The 14,408-nt window shown below is 57.5% G+C and carries 16 protein-coding genes; 8 read left to right on the top strand and 8 right to left on the bottom strand.

Translation table 11 applies throughout. The features are described 5' to 3' along the window. The first annotated feature begins 10 nt into the window (after window positions 1-10). The 4 genes from pstB to phoR are packed head-to-tail and all read left to right on the top strand — an operon-like array spanning window position 11 to window position 3,583. Entirely contained in the window at window positions 11-784 is a 774-nt protein-coding gene (pstB, locus tag B9Z39_RS06765; RefSeq protein WP_100146754.1) for a phosphate ABC transporter ATP-binding protein PstB, read from the top strand. A gap of 22 nt (window positions 785-806) precedes the next feature. Continuing rightward, window positions 807-1,508 carry a phosphate signaling complex protein PhoU gene (phoU, locus tag B9Z39_RS06760; protein WP_100146753.1) on the top strand — a complete coding sequence of 234 codons (702 nt, stop codon included), beginning with the start codon at window positions 807-809 and terminating at the stop codon, window positions 1,506-1,508. A 16-nt stretch (window positions 1,509-1,524) separates the two neighbouring features. After that, window positions 1,525-2,211, top strand: coding sequence for a phosphate regulon transcriptional regulator PhoB (phoB, locus tag B9Z39_RS06755; protein ID WP_100146752.1), 687 nt, complete (start codon window positions 1,525-1,527; stop codon window positions 2,209-2,211). 19 nt (window positions 2,212-2,230) lie between these two features. Continuing rightward, window positions 2,231-3,583, top strand: a complete 1,353-nt coding sequence (phoR, locus tag B9Z39_RS06750; RefSeq protein WP_108301133.1) for a phosphate regulon sensor histidine kinase PhoR — start codon at window positions 2,231-2,233, stop codon at window positions 3,581-3,583. A 10-nt stretch (window positions 3,584-3,593) separates the two neighbouring features. On the opposite strand, the gene B9Z39_RS06745 is transcribed toward phoR, so the two are convergent. The 4 genes from B9Z39_RS06745 to B9Z39_RS06730 form a co-directional block, all read right to left on the bottom strand. Next, the gene (locus B9Z39_RS06745; protein ID WP_108301132.1) at window positions 3,594-4,961 is read right to left on the bottom strand and encodes an MATE family efflux transporter; all 1,368 of its coding nucleotides are present in this window, start codon (window positions 4,959-4,961) and stop codon (window positions 3,594-3,596) included. Continuing rightward, entirely contained in the window at window positions 4,958-6,679 is a 1,722-nt protein-coding gene (locus tag B9Z39_RS06740) for a hypothetical protein (RefSeq protein ID WP_108301131.1), read from the bottom strand. The genes B9Z39_RS06745 and B9Z39_RS06740 overlap by 4 nt, the downstream gene beginning before the upstream one ends. A gap of 51 nt (window positions 6,680-6,730) precedes the next feature. Further along, complete coding sequence (locus B9Z39_RS06735; protein ID WP_100146748.1) at window positions 6,731-6,988, bottom strand: type B 50S ribosomal protein L31; 258 nt, start codon at window positions 6,986-6,988, stop codon at window positions 6,731-6,733. Between the two features lie 89 nt (window positions 6,989-7,077). After that, window positions 7,078-7,983: an AEC family transporter gene (locus B9Z39_RS06730; RefSeq protein ID WP_108301130.1), complete on the bottom strand. Its 906-nt coding sequence runs from the start codon at window positions 7,981-7,983 to the stop codon at window positions 7,078-7,080. Window positions 7,984-8,073: 90 nt separating this feature from the next. On the opposite strand from B9Z39_RS06730, the gene B9Z39_RS06725 reads away from it, so the two are divergent. Both B9Z39_RS06725 and xerD read left to right on the top strand, forming a co-directional pair. After that, on the top strand, window positions 8,074-9,036 hold the full coding sequence (locus B9Z39_RS06725; protein ID WP_100146746.1) for a tripartite tricarboxylate transporter substrate binding protein BugE: 963 nt from the start codon (window positions 8,074-8,076) through the stop codon (window positions 9,034-9,036). A gap of 30 nt (window positions 9,037-9,066) precedes the next feature. Continuing rightward, complete coding sequence (xerD, locus tag B9Z39_RS06720; protein WP_108301129.1) at window positions 9,067-9,969, top strand: site-specific tyrosine recombinase XerD; 903 nt, start codon at window positions 9,067-9,069, stop codon at window positions 9,967-9,969. 12 nt (window positions 9,970-9,981) lie between these two features. On the opposite strand, the gene B9Z39_RS06715 is transcribed toward xerD, so the two are convergent. Next, on the bottom strand, window positions 9,982-10,782 hold the full coding sequence (locus B9Z39_RS06715; protein ID WP_100146744.1) for a ferritin-like domain-containing protein: 801 nt from the start codon (window positions 10,780-10,782) through the stop codon (window positions 9,982-9,984). 43 nt (window positions 10,783-10,825) lie between these two features. On the opposite strand from B9Z39_RS06715, the gene B9Z39_RS06710 reads away from it, so the two are divergent. Beyond that, complete coding sequence (locus B9Z39_RS06710; protein ID WP_108301128.1) at window positions 10,826-11,350, top strand: gamma carbonic anhydrase family protein; 525 nt, start codon at window positions 10,826-10,828, stop codon at window positions 11,348-11,350. Further along, entirely contained in the window at window positions 11,350-12,324 is a 975-nt protein-coding gene (locus tag B9Z39_RS06705) for an Hsp33 family molecular chaperone HslO (protein WP_108301127.1), read from the top strand. The genes B9Z39_RS06710 and B9Z39_RS06705 overlap by 1 nt, the downstream gene beginning before the upstream one ends. A 7-nt stretch (window positions 12,325-12,331) precedes the next feature. Here the strand turns inward: B9Z39_RS06705 and B9Z39_RS06700 are convergent, their stop codons facing one another. From B9Z39_RS06700 to eno, 3 genes are read right to left on the bottom strand one after another with little or no spacing between them, the layout of a single operon-like run. Further along, window positions 12,332-12,793, bottom strand: coding sequence for a hypothetical protein (locus B9Z39_RS06700; protein ID WP_108301126.1), 462 nt, complete (start codon window positions 12,791-12,793; stop codon window positions 12,332-12,334). Between the two features lie 16 nt (window positions 12,794-12,809). Further along, the gene (ftsB, locus tag B9Z39_RS06695) at window positions 12,810-13,082 is read right to left on the bottom strand and encodes a cell division protein FtsB (protein WP_100146740.1); all 273 of its coding nucleotides are present in this window, start codon (window positions 13,080-13,082) and stop codon (window positions 12,810-12,812) included. 12 nt (window positions 13,083-13,094) lie between these two features. Then, on the bottom strand, window positions 13,095-14,378 hold the full coding sequence (gene eno / locus B9Z39_RS06690) for a phosphopyruvate hydratase (RefSeq protein WP_108301125.1): 1,284 nt from the start codon (window positions 14,376-14,378) through the stop codon (window positions 13,095-13,097). Between the last annotated feature and the right edge of the window lie 30 nt (window positions 14,379-14,408).

Genomic DNA, 14,408 nt, shown 5'->3' with positions numbered 1-14,408 from the left:
AAGGCGAACCATGGATACCGCAGTTGCGACCAAAGCCAAAATTTCAGTCAAAGACCTGAATTTTTATTACGGCAAATTCCACGCGCTCAAAAACATCAACCTTGAAATTCCCGAAAACCAGGTCACCGCTTTCATCGGTCCTTCGGGGTGTGGCAAGTCCACATTGTTGCGCACCTTCAACCGCATGTTTGAGCTCTATCCCGAGCAGCGTGCCGAAGGCGTGATTGAACTCGATGGTGAGAACCTGCTCACTTCCAAGCAAGACGTGGCCTTGATCCGTGCCAAAGTCGGCATGGTGTTTCAAAAGCCCACCCCGTTTCCGATGTCGATCTACAACAACATCGCCTTTGGTGTGAAGCTGTTTGAAAACCTCAATGCCAGCGACATGGATGACCGCGTGGAATGGGCGTTGCGCAAAGCGGCCTTGTGGACCGAAGTCAAAGACAAGTTGCAACAAAGCGGCTCGGGTCTCTCGGGTGGTCAGCAACAGCGTTTGTGCATTGCACGTGGTATTGCCATCAAGCCTGAAGTGTTGTTGTTGGATGAGCCTTGCTCTGCCCTGGACCCGATTTCAACCGCCAAAGTAGAAGAGTTGATCATTGAACTCAAGCGTGACTACACCGTGGTCATCGTGACGCACAACATGCAACAAGCGGCGCGTTGCAGTGACAACACGGCGTACATGTACCTGGGGGACTTGGTGGAATTTGGTCAGACCGAACAAATTTTCTTCAAACCCAAGCGCCAAGAGACCGAAGACTACATCACTGGCCGATTCGGCTAATGCTTTTTGGAAGAGATGCACCATGCCTGATAAACACCTGTCCTCCCAGTTCGACAACGACCTCAACAACCTGTCTTCTCGCGTCATGGAGATGGGCGGATTGGTTGAGTCGCAAATTCGACAAGCCATCCATGCCTTGTCACATTTCAGTGCCGAGGTGGCTGAAGATGTGTTGCATCAAGAAGCACGTGTCAATGCACTGGAAGTTGAAATCGACCGCGACATCTCATCCATCATTGGTCGCAGGCAGCCTACTGCGCGCGATTTGCGTTTGCTGATGGCCATGTCAAAAACCACTGCTAACCTGGAGCGTGTGGGTGATGAGGCTTCGAAGATTGCACGCATGGTCAAGTCCATCATCGATGGGGGTACTCCCCGCACCTTGCCTTCGACCGATTTGCGCATGTGTGCAGAGCTGGCGTCGGGCTTGCTGCGCAAAGCACTGGATGCTTTTGCCCGTTTGGATGTGCCTGCTGCGGTCAGCATCTTGCGTGAAGACGATCAGATTGACCAAGAGTTCGATGGCTTTGTTCGCAAGCTCATCACCTACATGATGGAAGACCCGCGCACCATCTCCGCCAGCTTGGATTTGTTGTTCATTGCCAAAGCCATTGAGCGGATTGGCGACCATGCCAAGAACATTGCAGAGTTCATCATTTACATCGTCAAAGGCGAAGATGTGCGCCACACACCATTGGCCGATGTTGAATCGTCCATGGGTTGAGCAGGACTGATCTGACATGAAAATGGCCCGAGTGTTGGTGGTGGAAGATGAGTCGGCCATTGCCGAATTGATTGCAGTCAATTTGCGCCACCAGGGCATGCTGGCTGTGCTGGCGTCCGATGGTGAGGCTGCCCAAAAAGAAATCGATGAGGTGTTGCCCGACGTCATCTTGCTGGATTGGATGCTGCCTGGCCACAGTGGTTTGGTGTTGGCGCGTCGCTGGCGTGCAGACCCACGCACCAAGACCATTCCAATTTTGATGCTGACAGCGCGTGGCGATGAGCCTGACAAGGTGGCGGGCTTGGACGCTGGCGCAGATGACTACATCACCAAGCCGTTCTCGACCCAGGAGCTGTTGGCACGCATCCGTGCGGTTTTGCGTCGGCGTGCACCCGAACAAGCCAGCGATGTGGTCAAGGTCGGTTTGCTGCAACTCGATGGTTCCACGCACCGTGTGAGTTATCAGGATCAGTCCATCAAGCTAGGGCCGACTGAATTCAAGCTGCTCAATTATTTGATGCACCATGCCGAGCGTGTACATAGCCGCAGCCAGTTGCTCGATCGCGTGTGGGGGGACCATGTGTTCATTGAAGAACGCACGGTCGACGTGCACGTCAAGCGCTTGCGTGAGGCTTTGGGTGAGGCCGGTGCCATGGTGGAAACGGTGCGTGGCGTAGGATACCGAATCACAGCCAAGACCTGATAGGTCTCTGAAGGGTCACGTGTTCTGGCGTTTTTTCAGTCTTCTTTTTCTGCTTTCTTTCGGCGCAGCCCTGGGTTATTTCTGGGGTGGCGCCAAAACGGTGCTTACCGCATGGGCCTCTTTGCTCAGTGGGGCCTTGCTGGCCGGATTGTTGTGGTGGCTGCTCGATGCTTTGCGTGGCTTGCGTGTGGTGTCGTGGTTGCGTCAGGGTGACTTAGACCGAGCTCCGCAAACCATTGGTTTATGGGGCGAAGTAGTGGACCGTACCCGCCGCTTGCTGCGCGAGCGTGAACGTGCTTTGCTGGCCAGCGAACAACGATTGAAAGACTTTTTGTTGGCCATTCAGGCCTCACCCAATGGCGTGATGCTGTTGGATGACCAAACCCAAATCGAGTGGTGCAACCAAACAGCGGCTGCGCAATTGGGCATCAACACTGAGCGTGATTTGATGCAGCGCATTGGTAATTTGGTGCGCGACCCGGTGTTCATGGCGTACATGAGCACTCCTGAGCCCGGCGAACCGGTGGTCATCGCCGGGCGAGATGATCGCGAGGGGCATCCCGTGCGCATTTTTGTGCAGCGTCACCGGTATGGTGAGGGTAAACAACTCCTGATCACACGCGATGTCACCGCACTTGAGCAGGCCGAAGCCATGCGCCGCGATTTCGTGGCCAATGTGTCACACGAAATCCGTACGCCACTCACGGTGTTGTCGGGCTTTGTGGAGACTTTGCAAACGCTACCCTTGAGTGCACACGAGCAGCAGCGTTATCTCGCCTTGATGGCAACACAAGCGCATCGCATGCAGAGCTTGGTGGAAGACCTGCTCACCCTGTCACGCTTGGAAGGCAGTCCGAACCCGGGCTACCAATCTAACCTGAGCGTGTCCCAACTGCTGCGCTTTTGCCAGCAAGAAGCGCAAGCGTTGTCGTCTTTGCTGGACGCACACGGCATGCCCCAAAGTTTGACGTTCTCGGCAGATCCCAGTTTGTCGGATGCCGTTTTGCTGGGCGAGCCACGTGAGCTGCAAAGCGCGTTGTCTAACCTGGTGAGCAACGCAGTACGTTACACGCCAGCCGGGGGACACATTGACGTCAAGGCGCAGGTATTGCCCGACGGAAGCTTACGCTTCGCAGTTCAAGACACAGGCCCTGGAATTGCGGCCGAACATGTGCCACGCCTGACCGAGCGCTTTTACCGTGTTGACCGCAGCCGTTCACGCGAATCGGGGGGCACGGGTTTGGGGCTGGCCATTGTCAAACACGTGATGCAGCGTCACGGTGGCCATTTGTCAATTCAAAGTGTGCAGGGCCAAGGGTCATGCTTTACCTTGACTTTGCCGCCAGTACGTTGGCGTCAGCACGCGGCTTAAGAGCGCACCATCAGCGTTGCGTGCGGGTTTGGTAAGCAGCACGCCACAACACACTCAACAGCACCGCAGCCGTCAGACATAAGGCGACGCTGCTGGTTTGCCAAAACGCAATGGGTGACTCAGGCACCAACCAGGACAGTTCACTGCTATCTATCTGGCCGTAGGCCACGGCATAACCGCCCGCCAAGCCCAGTCCCCATAGCAGCAAGGTGTAGGTGAGCAGGGGCAGTACGGTGATGCCATAGCTGCGTAAGGTGAACACACAAAACACCTGCAAGGCATCGGCCAAGTGGTACAGCGCGACCCACAGCAGCAGGGTGCTGGCCAGTGTGGCGACTTGTGGGGACACCGTGTAAAGAGCCGCAATGCCGTCCCGTTGCCAGCCCATCAGGGTGGCCAACAAACACGCCATGCCAACCACCCACACCAGGCCTGTGCGCAGGGCGCGGCGTGCGCGTTGGGTGTCTCCCGCACCCAACCAGTAGCTCACGCGTGCGCTGCTGGCAATCGACAACGCCAGCGGCACCATGTAGAGCACGGCGGCCATGTTGCTGACAATTTGGTGGCTGGCGGTGGCCACCACACCCAGGCGAGAAATGAACAACGACATCAAGGTGAACGAGGTCACTTCCACCCCAATCGCCAAGCCACTGGGCAGGCCCAGTTGAACAAAGCGCTTGAGTTGTGCCCAGTCGGGGCGTTCTAGGCGTGACCAGATGCGATACGGGCGGTAGAAGTCTTGCGTTTTGAGCAACCACAGGGCCAAGCCCAGCATCAGGTAATTGACCGCCAGGGTGGCCCAGGCACAACCCGCCAAGCCCATGGGGTCGAACCAGCCAGGTATGCCCAGCACCAACACGATGGAGAGTGGCACTTTCACGGCCAATGCGCCCACCTGCACCCAGGTCACCAACTTGGGTTTGCCCAGGCTTTGGTTCAGGGTGCCGTACATGCGAAACAGCAGGGAAGCGGGCAAACCCACGGCCACGATGGCCAGGTACTCGCGCACTTCGGCTTGCAGCGCTGCGGGCACCTGGGTCCAGTTGAGCAACGGTCCAGGAAAAAACAAAGCCACCATGCCAATTACCATGGTGAACGCGCACAGGTAAAGCGCCTGCCGCACAGACTGTCCGACCGCCGTTTGACGGCCTGCGCCGTGTAATTCAGCCCACACCGGCAGCAAGGCTTGCAACATGCCCATCAATGAGATGTGTACCGTGATGTAGGTGGCCGAGCCCACTGACAAAGCCGCCAAGGCGGTGTCGGCAAAACGTCCGGCCACCAGGGTGTCGGTGATGCCAAACGCCATGACAGCCAATTGCCCCACCAGCACCGTGCTGGCGTGACGCACGATGGTGGCTCCTTCGCTGCGACTCATGGTTGGCGATGGAACAAGATCACGTCTTCGTCGTTGTCAGACGGACGACGTATGGTTTGAATGCGCGTCCACTCGCTGAGCTTGACCACCTGGGATAAGCCAGGGCGCAAATCGTTGTCGACCAGCAGCCACTCGCAACTGGCGTGTTGTGGGCGTGAGCTGCTATCTAGGGGTTTGATCTCAAAGCCACCGTGGTAGCGAAAGGCCGTCATTTGACCCGCATCCAGCCCGTAGGCCATCAGACAGTTCGGTGCCGTGCTGCTGACGCGCGCCATCACGGTTTGAATTTGTGCCACCCAGGGTTTGTAGCTGCGGGCAAAGTCAAGCAAGGGCAACCACAAGGTCATCAGCAGCAGCCAGCACAAGGCCGCACCGCCGGCTGGCAACACCACGCTTTTCCACAAGGCATGGCGGTGTTTGCCAACCCGCCACAGCACCAGCCAGGCCCAGGCCAGGGTGGCCATGACAGCCACCACGCAGGCAAGCACACCAAAGCTTGGCACAAAACCAGGTGCCAGGCGTGCCACGTTGGCCGCAGGTTGCGTTGGCCAACCGGTTTGCATGGCAATCCACACCACCCAAATGACCAAGGCGCAACCTGAGAAGAACAGCAGGGTGAACCAGTCAATGAATGCGCTCATGCTGCGTCGCAGGGTAGGCAAGGCAAACGCGGCCAGGGTGGCCAGAGGGGGGAGTGCCAGCAGCAGCGTGCGGTCCGCAGAAGGCGTGAACAGTGCGGTCACCACGGTCAGGGCGGCAAACCACATAGGCAGCACCACATGGCGGCTCCAGTGCAACGACGTCCAATGGCTACGCCAACGCCACAGTGTCCACAAGGCCAGTGGCCAGACAGGCCAGGTGAACCAGGCCAACAAGCGCAACACACTGCGCCACTCAGACCAGTTGTTGTGCGGGGTTTGCAGACGCCATTGCCAGACGTCCAAAGCACTGGCAATGCATGCCACGGCCAGGCCCATGCCCACCAGCCACAAGGCATGACGGCGTCCTGTTGTGGCCGATGTGCTTTCCAGATCCAGCAAGCACAACAGGCCGCTGCCCGCGGCCATCAGCACAGCAAAGCTGGGCGCGCCACTCAAGGAGAGACCTGACAGGCCCAGTCCCAGGGCAACCAAGCTGTAACGCGGGTGGTAGGGCAGGGCTGCCACACCATAAAACGCACAACTGACAAAAGCCAGTTGCGCCAAGATAGGGCTGGCTTCGTGTGACAACTGCGCCAGGCCAAGACAGGCGATCAAGGCCAGCAAAGCCCCGTCGGCCATGGTGCGGGCGTAATCTTTGGGTTGGGCTTCACCCCCGAAGGCAAAAGCCACAGGTTGGGCTTGTGGACTGAGCGCCAGGTAGTAGGCGCCGTGCCAAGTGGCGGCCATGGTCAAGCCCAGCAGCATGGCGAAAGGAATGCGCACAGCCAGTGCTGCGGACATGCCATGCGGGGCCATTTGGATGGCCCATGCGCCGAGCCAATAGGGCAGCAAGGCATCCAGATCCGGAGCCTGACCCCACAGCATGGGGGTGAGCCAACTGCTGGGGCGATCGACCAAAGCCAGCATTTGGCCAAAGGCCGTGATTTCGTTGCCTTTCCACGGCTCGCGACCAAACAAGCCCGGCACTACAAACGCCAGGCAAAACAGCCACATGGCCACGCGTGGCAAGCGGCGAACGGCGTGTTGGGCGACGATGGCGGGGGTGGTTTCGGTCATAAAAAAAGGCAGCACCTTGTCGGGCTGCCTTCTTGGAAGTGAGCGAGTGGCTTACTTGGCGGCAGTTTTGCCGTACTTGTTGCGGAAACGTTCCACGCGACCACCCATGTTGTCCACAGATTTCTGTGTACCTGTGTAGAAGGGATGTGATTCGCTGGTGGTATCCAGTTTGAACAAGGGCAGCTCGCGGCCATCGTCCATCTTCACCATTTCTTTGGTGTTGGCGCACGAACGGGTCACAAACTTGAAACCGTTGGACATGTCCACGAAGCAAACTTCGCGGTAGTTGGGGTGAATGCCTTCTTTCATGATCTTCCTTGTCAGCTGCGGTAGCCACGTCAACCTATTTCAACGCACTTTCCGCAAAACGCGATATTGTGCCACAAAAGACAGCAGTTTCAGCGCAACACTCCCAAGGCAAACGGTAGGCTGAACATGCCCAACAGGGTGGAAAGCGTCACCAGTCCAGCCACAAAGGCCCCGTTGTAGCCCATGCGCGTTGCCAGCACATAGCAACTGGATGCCGTGGGCAGTGCTGAAAAGGCCAGCAACACACTGGTTTGGGTGGCGTCGAGCGCAAACCAGTTCGCTAAGCCCCATGCCATGAGCGGCGTCAGCAAGTGACGAATCGCGAGTAATGCGAGGCCTAAGGTCTTGGCTTGTGCCAGCGTGGCGAATTGCATGCCCGCACCTGCGGCCATCAGTCCCAAGGCCAGTGAGGCCGCGCCAATGCGTTGCAAGGTGGGTTCGGTCCAACTGGGGATGTGCAAGCCCACGACGTTGGCAAGCAGCCCTGAGGCGGTGGCGATGACGAGCGGGTTACGTGACAGCTCGCGCACAAAGCCCCGCTGCCCGTGCCTGGCCATGGGCCAGATTGCTCCAATGTTGAAGAGGGGCACACAGACGCCAATCAACACCGCAATCAACAGCAAGCCTTGAGGCCCCGCAATGCGGTCGGCCAAAGCCAGCGCCACAAACGAGTTGAAGCGAAAGCCCACCTGAGCACTGGCCGCATGCAGCCGTGTGTCCATGTGTCGTCCAATCAGCGGCAGCCAAGGCAGGGCATAAGACAAACCGATGCTGCCGACACCCAAGGTCAGACCCGCCATGATCAGGTGAGAGGCGGCATTCAAGTCCAACGGGCTGCGCACGATGGAGTGAAACAACAAGACTGGAAATAGAAAAAAGTACACCAAGCTCTCGACCTGCTCCCAGACGGTGCGGTTGAGTGCGGTGTAGCGGCAGACCAGGTAACCGCAAAGAATCAATGAGAAATCGGGGAAGAGCAGTTGAGCGTAATTCACCCGCCAAGAATAACCGCTTGCAGGTCGGTGTCAGGCGCAGTTGCGGATACGATCAGGGCTATGTTTTGGTATTGCTCAAGGAGTACAGATATGCACAAGCGTCATGGGTTCGGGCTCTTACTTGGTTTCGCAGCGTCTGCTGTGATGGCACAGGCGTATCCCAGCCGACCTATTCAGTTGCAGGTGCCATTTGCGCCTGGTGGTACCACCGACATCATTGCCCGTGTCATTGCTGAGCCTTTGGGCAAAGCTTTGGGCCAAACGGTGGTGGTGATCAACAAAGCAGGCGGCGGCGGCGTGGTGGGGGCCAACGAAACGGCCAAGGCGCCTCCAGATGGTTACTCGTTGGGTCTGGCGACTGTGTCGACCACGGCGGCCAACCCCGCCATCAACACCAAGATCCCTTACAACGCATTGACCGATTTCACGGCCATCATCAACATTGCGGCCACGCCCAACATCATTGCGGTGCACCCGAGTTTTCCTGCCAAAGACTACAAGGGGTTTATTGCCGAAGTCAAACGCTCGCCCGGCAAGTACTCGTACTCATCGTCGGGCACGGGTGGCATTGGGCATTTGCAAATGGAGTTGTATAAAAACCTCAGCAACACCTTCATCACCCACATTCCTTACCGCGGTGCAGGCCCGGCGCTCAACGACACCGTGGCGGGTCAAGTGCCGATGATTTTTGACAACTTGCCTTCGGCCTTGCCTTTCATCAAAGACAACCGTTTGGTGCCCATCGTGGTGGCTGCCCCTCAGCGTTTGGCTGTATTACCGAACGTACCCACGTTCAAAGAAGTGGGCTTGGAGCCGGTCAACCGCATGGCTTATTACGGTATTTATGGACCTAAAGGTTTGCCCAAAGACATCGTGGACAAAGTCAGCGCCGGTGTGAAGAAGGCCTTGGAAGACCCCGCTGTGCGCAAGCGCATCGAAGACACGGGTTCGTTGATCGTGGCCAATACGCCTGAGCAATTTGCGGCCCAGATGAAGGCTGAATATGAGGTCTACAAGCGCGTGGTGATTGAGCAAAAGCTCTCGCTCGATTAACTTGGGCGTTTCTCCGTTGGGAGGGCGGTTGTGGCCGCTGTAGATTCGCAGATCGACACCTTCATCGATGCCCTCTGGCTGGAGGACGGCTTAGCGGCCAATTCTCTGGCCGCTTATCGACGTGATTTAAATGCCCTGTCGCATTGGTTGAGCGAGCGCAGCAGGTCTTTGCTGGCTGCTCAAGAGGCAGACTTACACGATTACTTTGCGGCACGCCACAGCCAGACCAAAGCTACCAGTGCCAACCGTCGCCTCACGGTGCTCAAGCGCTTTTACCGTTGGGCTTTGCGTGAGCGCTTGGTGACGGTCGACCCCACACTCAAGCTGCTGGCGGCCAAGCAGCCGCTGCGCGTGCCCAAGAGTTTGAGCGAAGCCCATGTCGAGAGTTTGCTCAACGCACCCGATGTGAACACGCCATTGGGTGTGCGTGACCGGACCATGATGGAGTTGCTCTATGCCAGTGGCTTGCGTGTGAGCGAGTTGGTAGGGCTCAAAACCTTGCATGTCGGGCTCAACGAAGGCGTGTTGCGTGTCATGGGCAAAGGCAGCAAAGAGCGCTTGGTACCGTTTGGTGAAGTGGCCCGCGAATGGCTGCAACGTTACTTGACACAAGCGCGGCCAGCTTTGCTTAAGCTGCACCAGACCGATGCTTTGTTTGTCACGGTGCGTGGCCAGCATGCAGGCGAGGCCATGACGCGGGTCATGTTTTGGCAACTGATCAAACGCTATGCCGTGTTGGCCGGCGTGCAAGTGCCGTTGTCGCCGCACACCCTGCGCCACGCGTTTGCGACCCATTTGCTCAACCACGGTGCTGATTTGCGTGCCGTGCAGCTGTTACTCGGCCATGCCGACATTTCCACCACCACCATCTACACGCACATTGCGCGCGAGCGCCTCAAAACCTTGCATGCGGCACACCACCCGCGTGGCTGACGTTGGGTGTGTTCACCCCAACAGGTCATTCAGTTCGGTATCGGTAAAGCCCGCTTTTTTACGAGCTTCGGTATTGAACGGTGGTTTGAGCCGAGGTGCTTCGTAGCGCAGCACCAATTCGCCATACAGCGTGACAGGGTCTAGTCCGCGTTGTGCGCACAACCAGCGGTACCAGTGGTTGCCAATCGCCACATGTCCGACTTCGTCGCGCAAGATCACGTCCAGAACCTCCACCGCACGCAAAGCGCCAGGACTGTTGGCTTTGCGTAGCTTACTTTGAATCAGGGGTGTGGCGTCGAGCCCGCGTGCCTCAAGCGTACGAGGTACCAAGGCCATGCGGGCCAACACATCGGCCGCTGTTTTCTCGCACATCTGCCACAAGCCATCGTGCGCATCAAAGTCCCCATACTGGTAACCCAAACTTTGCAGCAAGGTGTGAAGCAGCTCAAAGTGTTGTGACTCCTCAAAGGCCACCTGCATCCAGTCGGTGTAGAAGTTCTCGGGCATGTTGTCGAAGCGCCATACGGCATCCAATGCAAGGTTGATGGCGTTGAACTCAATGTGACACACGGCATGGATCAAACCTGCCAATCCTTGAGGGGTAAAGGGCGAACGTGTGACCACCTGCTTAGGAGGCACCAAGCGCGGTGCCGCGGGACGCCCTGGTAGAAGCTCTTCGGGGGGCAATGCGATGCACTGCGTTGGGTCAAGCACCCAGCTGGGGGACTTTTTCCACAAGCTCTGAACGGCATCCACTTTGTCACGTGGGTGTGCCAAACAAAGGGCTTGGAGGGCATGGGATCTGAGTTGCATCCCTACAATTGTAGAAATTACCCAAACATGCAAAGGATGTGTCATGGCTGTTTATGAATTGGATGCGCTCAAGCCTCACGTGGCTGACTCGGCCTGGGTGGCCGACAACGCACAAGTGATGGGTGACGTCGAGATGGGCGCGCACAGCAGCGTCTGGTACAGCAGCGTGGTGCGCGGCGACTCGGACAAGATCACCATCGGTGAAGGCAGCAATGTGCAAGACGGCAGTGTGCTGCATGCCGATGTGGGCATGCCTTTGACCTTGGGCAAGCATGTGACGGTGGGCCACATGGTGCAGTTGCATGGGTGCACGATTGGCGATGAATCGCTGATTGGCATCGGGGCCATCGTGCTCAACGGCGCCAAGATTGGCAAAAACTGTTTGGTGGGTGCTGGCTCGTTGGTGACCGAGGGCAAAGAATTTCCTGATGGATCGATGATCTTGGGCAGCCCCGCCAAGGTGGTCCGCCAGCTCACCCCTGAGCAAATCGCAGGACTGCGCCGCAGTGCGCAGCACTACATTGACAATGCCCAGCGCCATAAGCTGGGACTGAAGAAAATCGCTTGATGACTCAGCTCCATAAATTTTTGTTTGATGGCTTGCCCGTGCGAGGCATGTTGGTGCAACTCACCGATGTCTGGCAAGAGGTGCTCAAGCGCCGCGCTGCCAATGTCGAGACCGGCGCCTATCCTGAGCCCGTGCGCCACTTGCTCGGTGAGATGACCGCTGCCGCTGTGCTGATGCAAGCCAATATCAAATTCAATGGCGCTTTGGTGATGCAAATTTTTGGCGATGGTCCCTTGAAGCTGGCCGTGGTTGAAGTGCAGCCCGATTTGAGCTTGCGTGCCACCGCCAAAGTGGTCGGTGACATTGGGGACGCCAGCAGCTTGCCCGATATGGTGAACCAGAACAACGAGGGGCGTTGCGCCATTACCCTGGATCCGAAAGACAAGTTGCCTGGACAACAGCCTTATCAAGGTGTGGTTCCGTTGTTTGGGGATCAACGCGAAAAACTCATGCAGTTCAACCAGGTGCTTGAGCATTACATGCTGCAAAGTGAGCAGCTCGACACCACCTTGGTGCTGGCAGCCGATGACAAAACTGCGGCAGGTTTGTTGATCCAGCGCTTGCCTGTCATGGGCGAGGGCAACTTGTCCGCCCGCTCCACCGCTGCCGATGAAGATGAGATTGGTCGCAACGAAGACTACAACCGAATCGCTATTTTGGCCGCCAGTTTGAAGCGCGAGGAGTTGTTGACCTTGGACGCAGACACCATCTTGCGGCGCCTCTTCTGGGAAGAGCCCGTGGTGCGTTTTGAGCCTCAAACCCCGCGTTTTGCTTGCTCATGCAACCGTGAGCGCGTGAGTCAGATGATTCGCAGCCTGGGCGTGGCCGAGGCGGAGAGTATCTTGGCCGAGCGCGGCGACATTGAGGTGGGCTGTGATTTTTGTGGCCAGCAATACCGCTATGACCCGGTGGATGCAGCGCAAATTTTCACCAGCACAGAACAACAAGTGCCAGGCCCTTCGTCGTTGCACTGAGACCGCATCAGCGAGATTTGTTGCTCAGCAAGTCCATGAACAGCCGGTGCTCGCAGTCCCCATCAGCGCAACGCTCGCAGGGACCGGACCAACGGTTCAGGGTTTGCGGGCGCTGTGGTGTGGCAGCCCACCCAGGCGCTTGGCGTGCAATGCAAAACAAAGCGTTCTCCAGCCGCTCGGCACCCACGCCATAGACCACTTGGTAGGCGATCTGCGCGGTGTCGAGTTGGTGGCGAATGCGTTGGTCAATGGCTTCGCGTTCAACCGCTGTGCGCTTATGCCCTGTCGCAGCAGGGTCTGGCAAATCCAAGCCACACAACAAAGTGACGTCGAATGCATGCGCCAGCGGGCGTTGCGTGATATCTGGCGCGTCGAACACTTCCACGTGCTGTGGCTGCAGATGGCGTGTCAATGCTTGAGCCAGTTGGGTTTTTCCGGTGCGTGGCGCACCGAGCAAGGCGATCTGCATGCCCTGGAGAACTCAGTTACTTCGCGATCTGCACAAAAATTTCATTCGGCTTGACCATGCCGATTTCTGTGCGTGCGCGCTCTTCGACCATCTCGAGGCCATCTTTGAGGTCGTGCAGCTCAGCGCCCAACCGGTCATTGGCCAATTGGGCGGCTGCATTGTTTTGTTTTTGTTCGGCCAGTTGCTGGCGCAAACGCATGACATCGGGCACGCTGCCACGTCCAAACCACATCTGGCCTTGCAGTACCAACAGCAAGGCAATCAGAACCAGGTGGAGGGGGCGTAGCACGCGTGTGACCGTTTAACGCAGGTTGTAGAACGCGGCGCGACCTGGGTACTGGGCAATGTCACCCAAGTCTTCTTCGATGCGCAGCAGCTGGTTGTACTTGGCCATGCGGTCTGAACGGCTCATCGAGCCGGTTTTGATTTGTCCCGCGTTCAAGCCCACAGCGATATCGGCGATGGTGCTGTCTTCGGTCTCGCCCGAGCGGTGGCTGATGACCGCTGTGTAGCCTGCACGCTTGGCCATTTCGATGGCTGCGAATGTTTCGGTCAGGGTGCCAATTTGATTGATCTTGATCAGGATGGAGTTGGCGATGTGTTTGTTGATGCCTTCTTGCAAGATCTTGGTGTTGGTGACAAACAGGTCGTCGCCCACCAATTGCACTTTTTTACCCAGACGTTCAGTCAACAGTTTCCAGCCGTCCCAGTCGCCTTCATGCATGCCATCTTCGATGCTGATGATGGGGTATTTGTCGACCCAAGTGGCCAGCATGTCGGTCCATTGCTCAGCGGTGAGCTGCAGACCTTCACCTTCGAGGTGGTATTTGCCGTCTTTGTAGAACTCGCTGGCGGCGCAGTCCAAGCCAATGGCAATTTGCTCACCGGCGGTGTAGCCCGCAGCTGCAATGGCGTCCAAGATCATTTGGATGGCTGCTTCGTGGCTGGGCACGTTCGGGGCAAAGCCGCCTTCGTCGCCCACTGCAATGCTCATGCCTTTGTCGTGGATGATTTTCTTGAGTGCGTGAAACACTTCTGCGCCGTAGCGAACGGCTTCGCGGAAGTTGGGAGCGCCCACGGGAATGATCATGAACTCTTGCAAGTCCAGGTTGTTGTTGGCGTGTGCGCCGCCGTTGATGACGTTCATCATGGGTACGGGCAATTGGCAACCATTCATGCCGCCAAAGTAGCGATAAAGGGGCAGACCAGACTCTTCAGCAGCAGCGCGTGCCACGGCCATGGACACCGCCAGCATGGCGTTCGCGCCCAAGCGGCTTTTGTTTTCGGTGCCGTCGAGGTCGATCAAAGTTTTGTCGAGGAAGGCTTGCTCAGAGGCGTCCAAACCCAGCACGGCTTCGGAGATTTCGGTGTTGATGTGCTCCACAGCTTTGAGCACACCTTTGCCTAGGTAGCGGCTCTTGTCGCCATCGCGCAGCTCAATGGCTTCGCGGCTGCCGGTCGATGCACCTGACGGTACCGCTGCACGACCCATGGTGCCGGACTCCAACAACACATCACATTCCACGGTGGGGTTGCCGCGGCTGTCCAAAATTTCACGACCAACGATGTCAACGATAGCGCTCATGGGTTTTCTCTCAAAGCTTGAAGTTAAAAA

This window comes from Limnohabitans sp. JirII-29, assembly GCF_003063395.1.
Classification (GTDB): Bacteria; Pseudomonadota; Gammaproteobacteria; order Burkholderiales; family Burkholderiaceae_C; genus Limnohabitans.
Note: the sequence above shows the minus strand (reverse complement) of the source record. Positions and strands in the feature narration are given on the sequence as shown.

What these genes read in the sequence shown, in the direction of transcription:
- eno (WP_108301125.1), bottom strand. Translation starts at nt 14,378, where the DNA reads ATGAGCGCTATCGTTGACATCGTTGGTCGTGAAATTTTGGACAGCCGC.
- pstB (WP_100146754.1), top strand. Translation starts at nt 11, where the DNA reads ATGGATACCGCAGTTGCGACCAAAGCCAAAATTTCAGTCAAAGACCTG.
- phoU (WP_100146753.1), top strand. Translation starts at nt 807, where the DNA reads ATGCCTGATAAACACCTGTCCTCCCAGTTCGACAACGACCTCAACAAC.
- B9Z39_RS06705 (WP_108301127.1), top strand. Translation starts at nt 11,350, where the DNA reads ATGACTCAGCTCCATAAATTTTTGTTTGATGGCTTGCCCGTGCGAGGC.
- B9Z39_RS06740 (WP_108301131.1), bottom strand. Translation starts at nt 6,679, where the DNA reads ATGACCGAAACCACCCCCGCCATCGTCGCCCAACACGCCGTTCGCCGC.
- phoB (WP_100146752.1), top strand. Translation starts at nt 1,525, where the DNA reads ATGAAAATGGCCCGAGTGTTGGTGGTGGAAGATGAGTCGGCCATTGCC.
- B9Z39_RS06725 (WP_100146746.1), top strand. Translation starts at nt 8,074, where the DNA reads ATGCACAAGCGTCATGGGTTCGGGCTCTTACTTGGTTTCGCAGCGTCT.
- B9Z39_RS06745 (WP_108301132.1), bottom strand. Translation starts at nt 4,961, where the DNA reads ATGAGTCGCAGCGAAGGAGCCACCATCGTGCGTCACGCCAGCACGGTG.
- B9Z39_RS06700 (WP_108301126.1), bottom strand. Translation starts at nt 12,793, where the DNA reads ATGCAGATCGCCTTGCTCGGTGCGCCACGCACCGGAAAAACCCAACTG.
- B9Z39_RS06710 (WP_108301128.1), top strand. Translation starts at nt 10,826, where the DNA reads ATGGCTGTTTATGAATTGGATGCGCTCAAGCCTCACGTGGCTGACTCG.
- B9Z39_RS06735 (WP_100146748.1), bottom strand. Translation starts at nt 6,988, where the DNA reads ATGAAAGAAGGCATTCACCCCAACTACCGCGAAGTTTGCTTCGTGGAC.
- B9Z39_RS06715 (WP_100146744.1), bottom strand. Translation starts at nt 10,782, where the DNA reads ATGCAACTCAGATCCCATGCCCTCCAAGCCCTTTGTTTGGCACACCCA.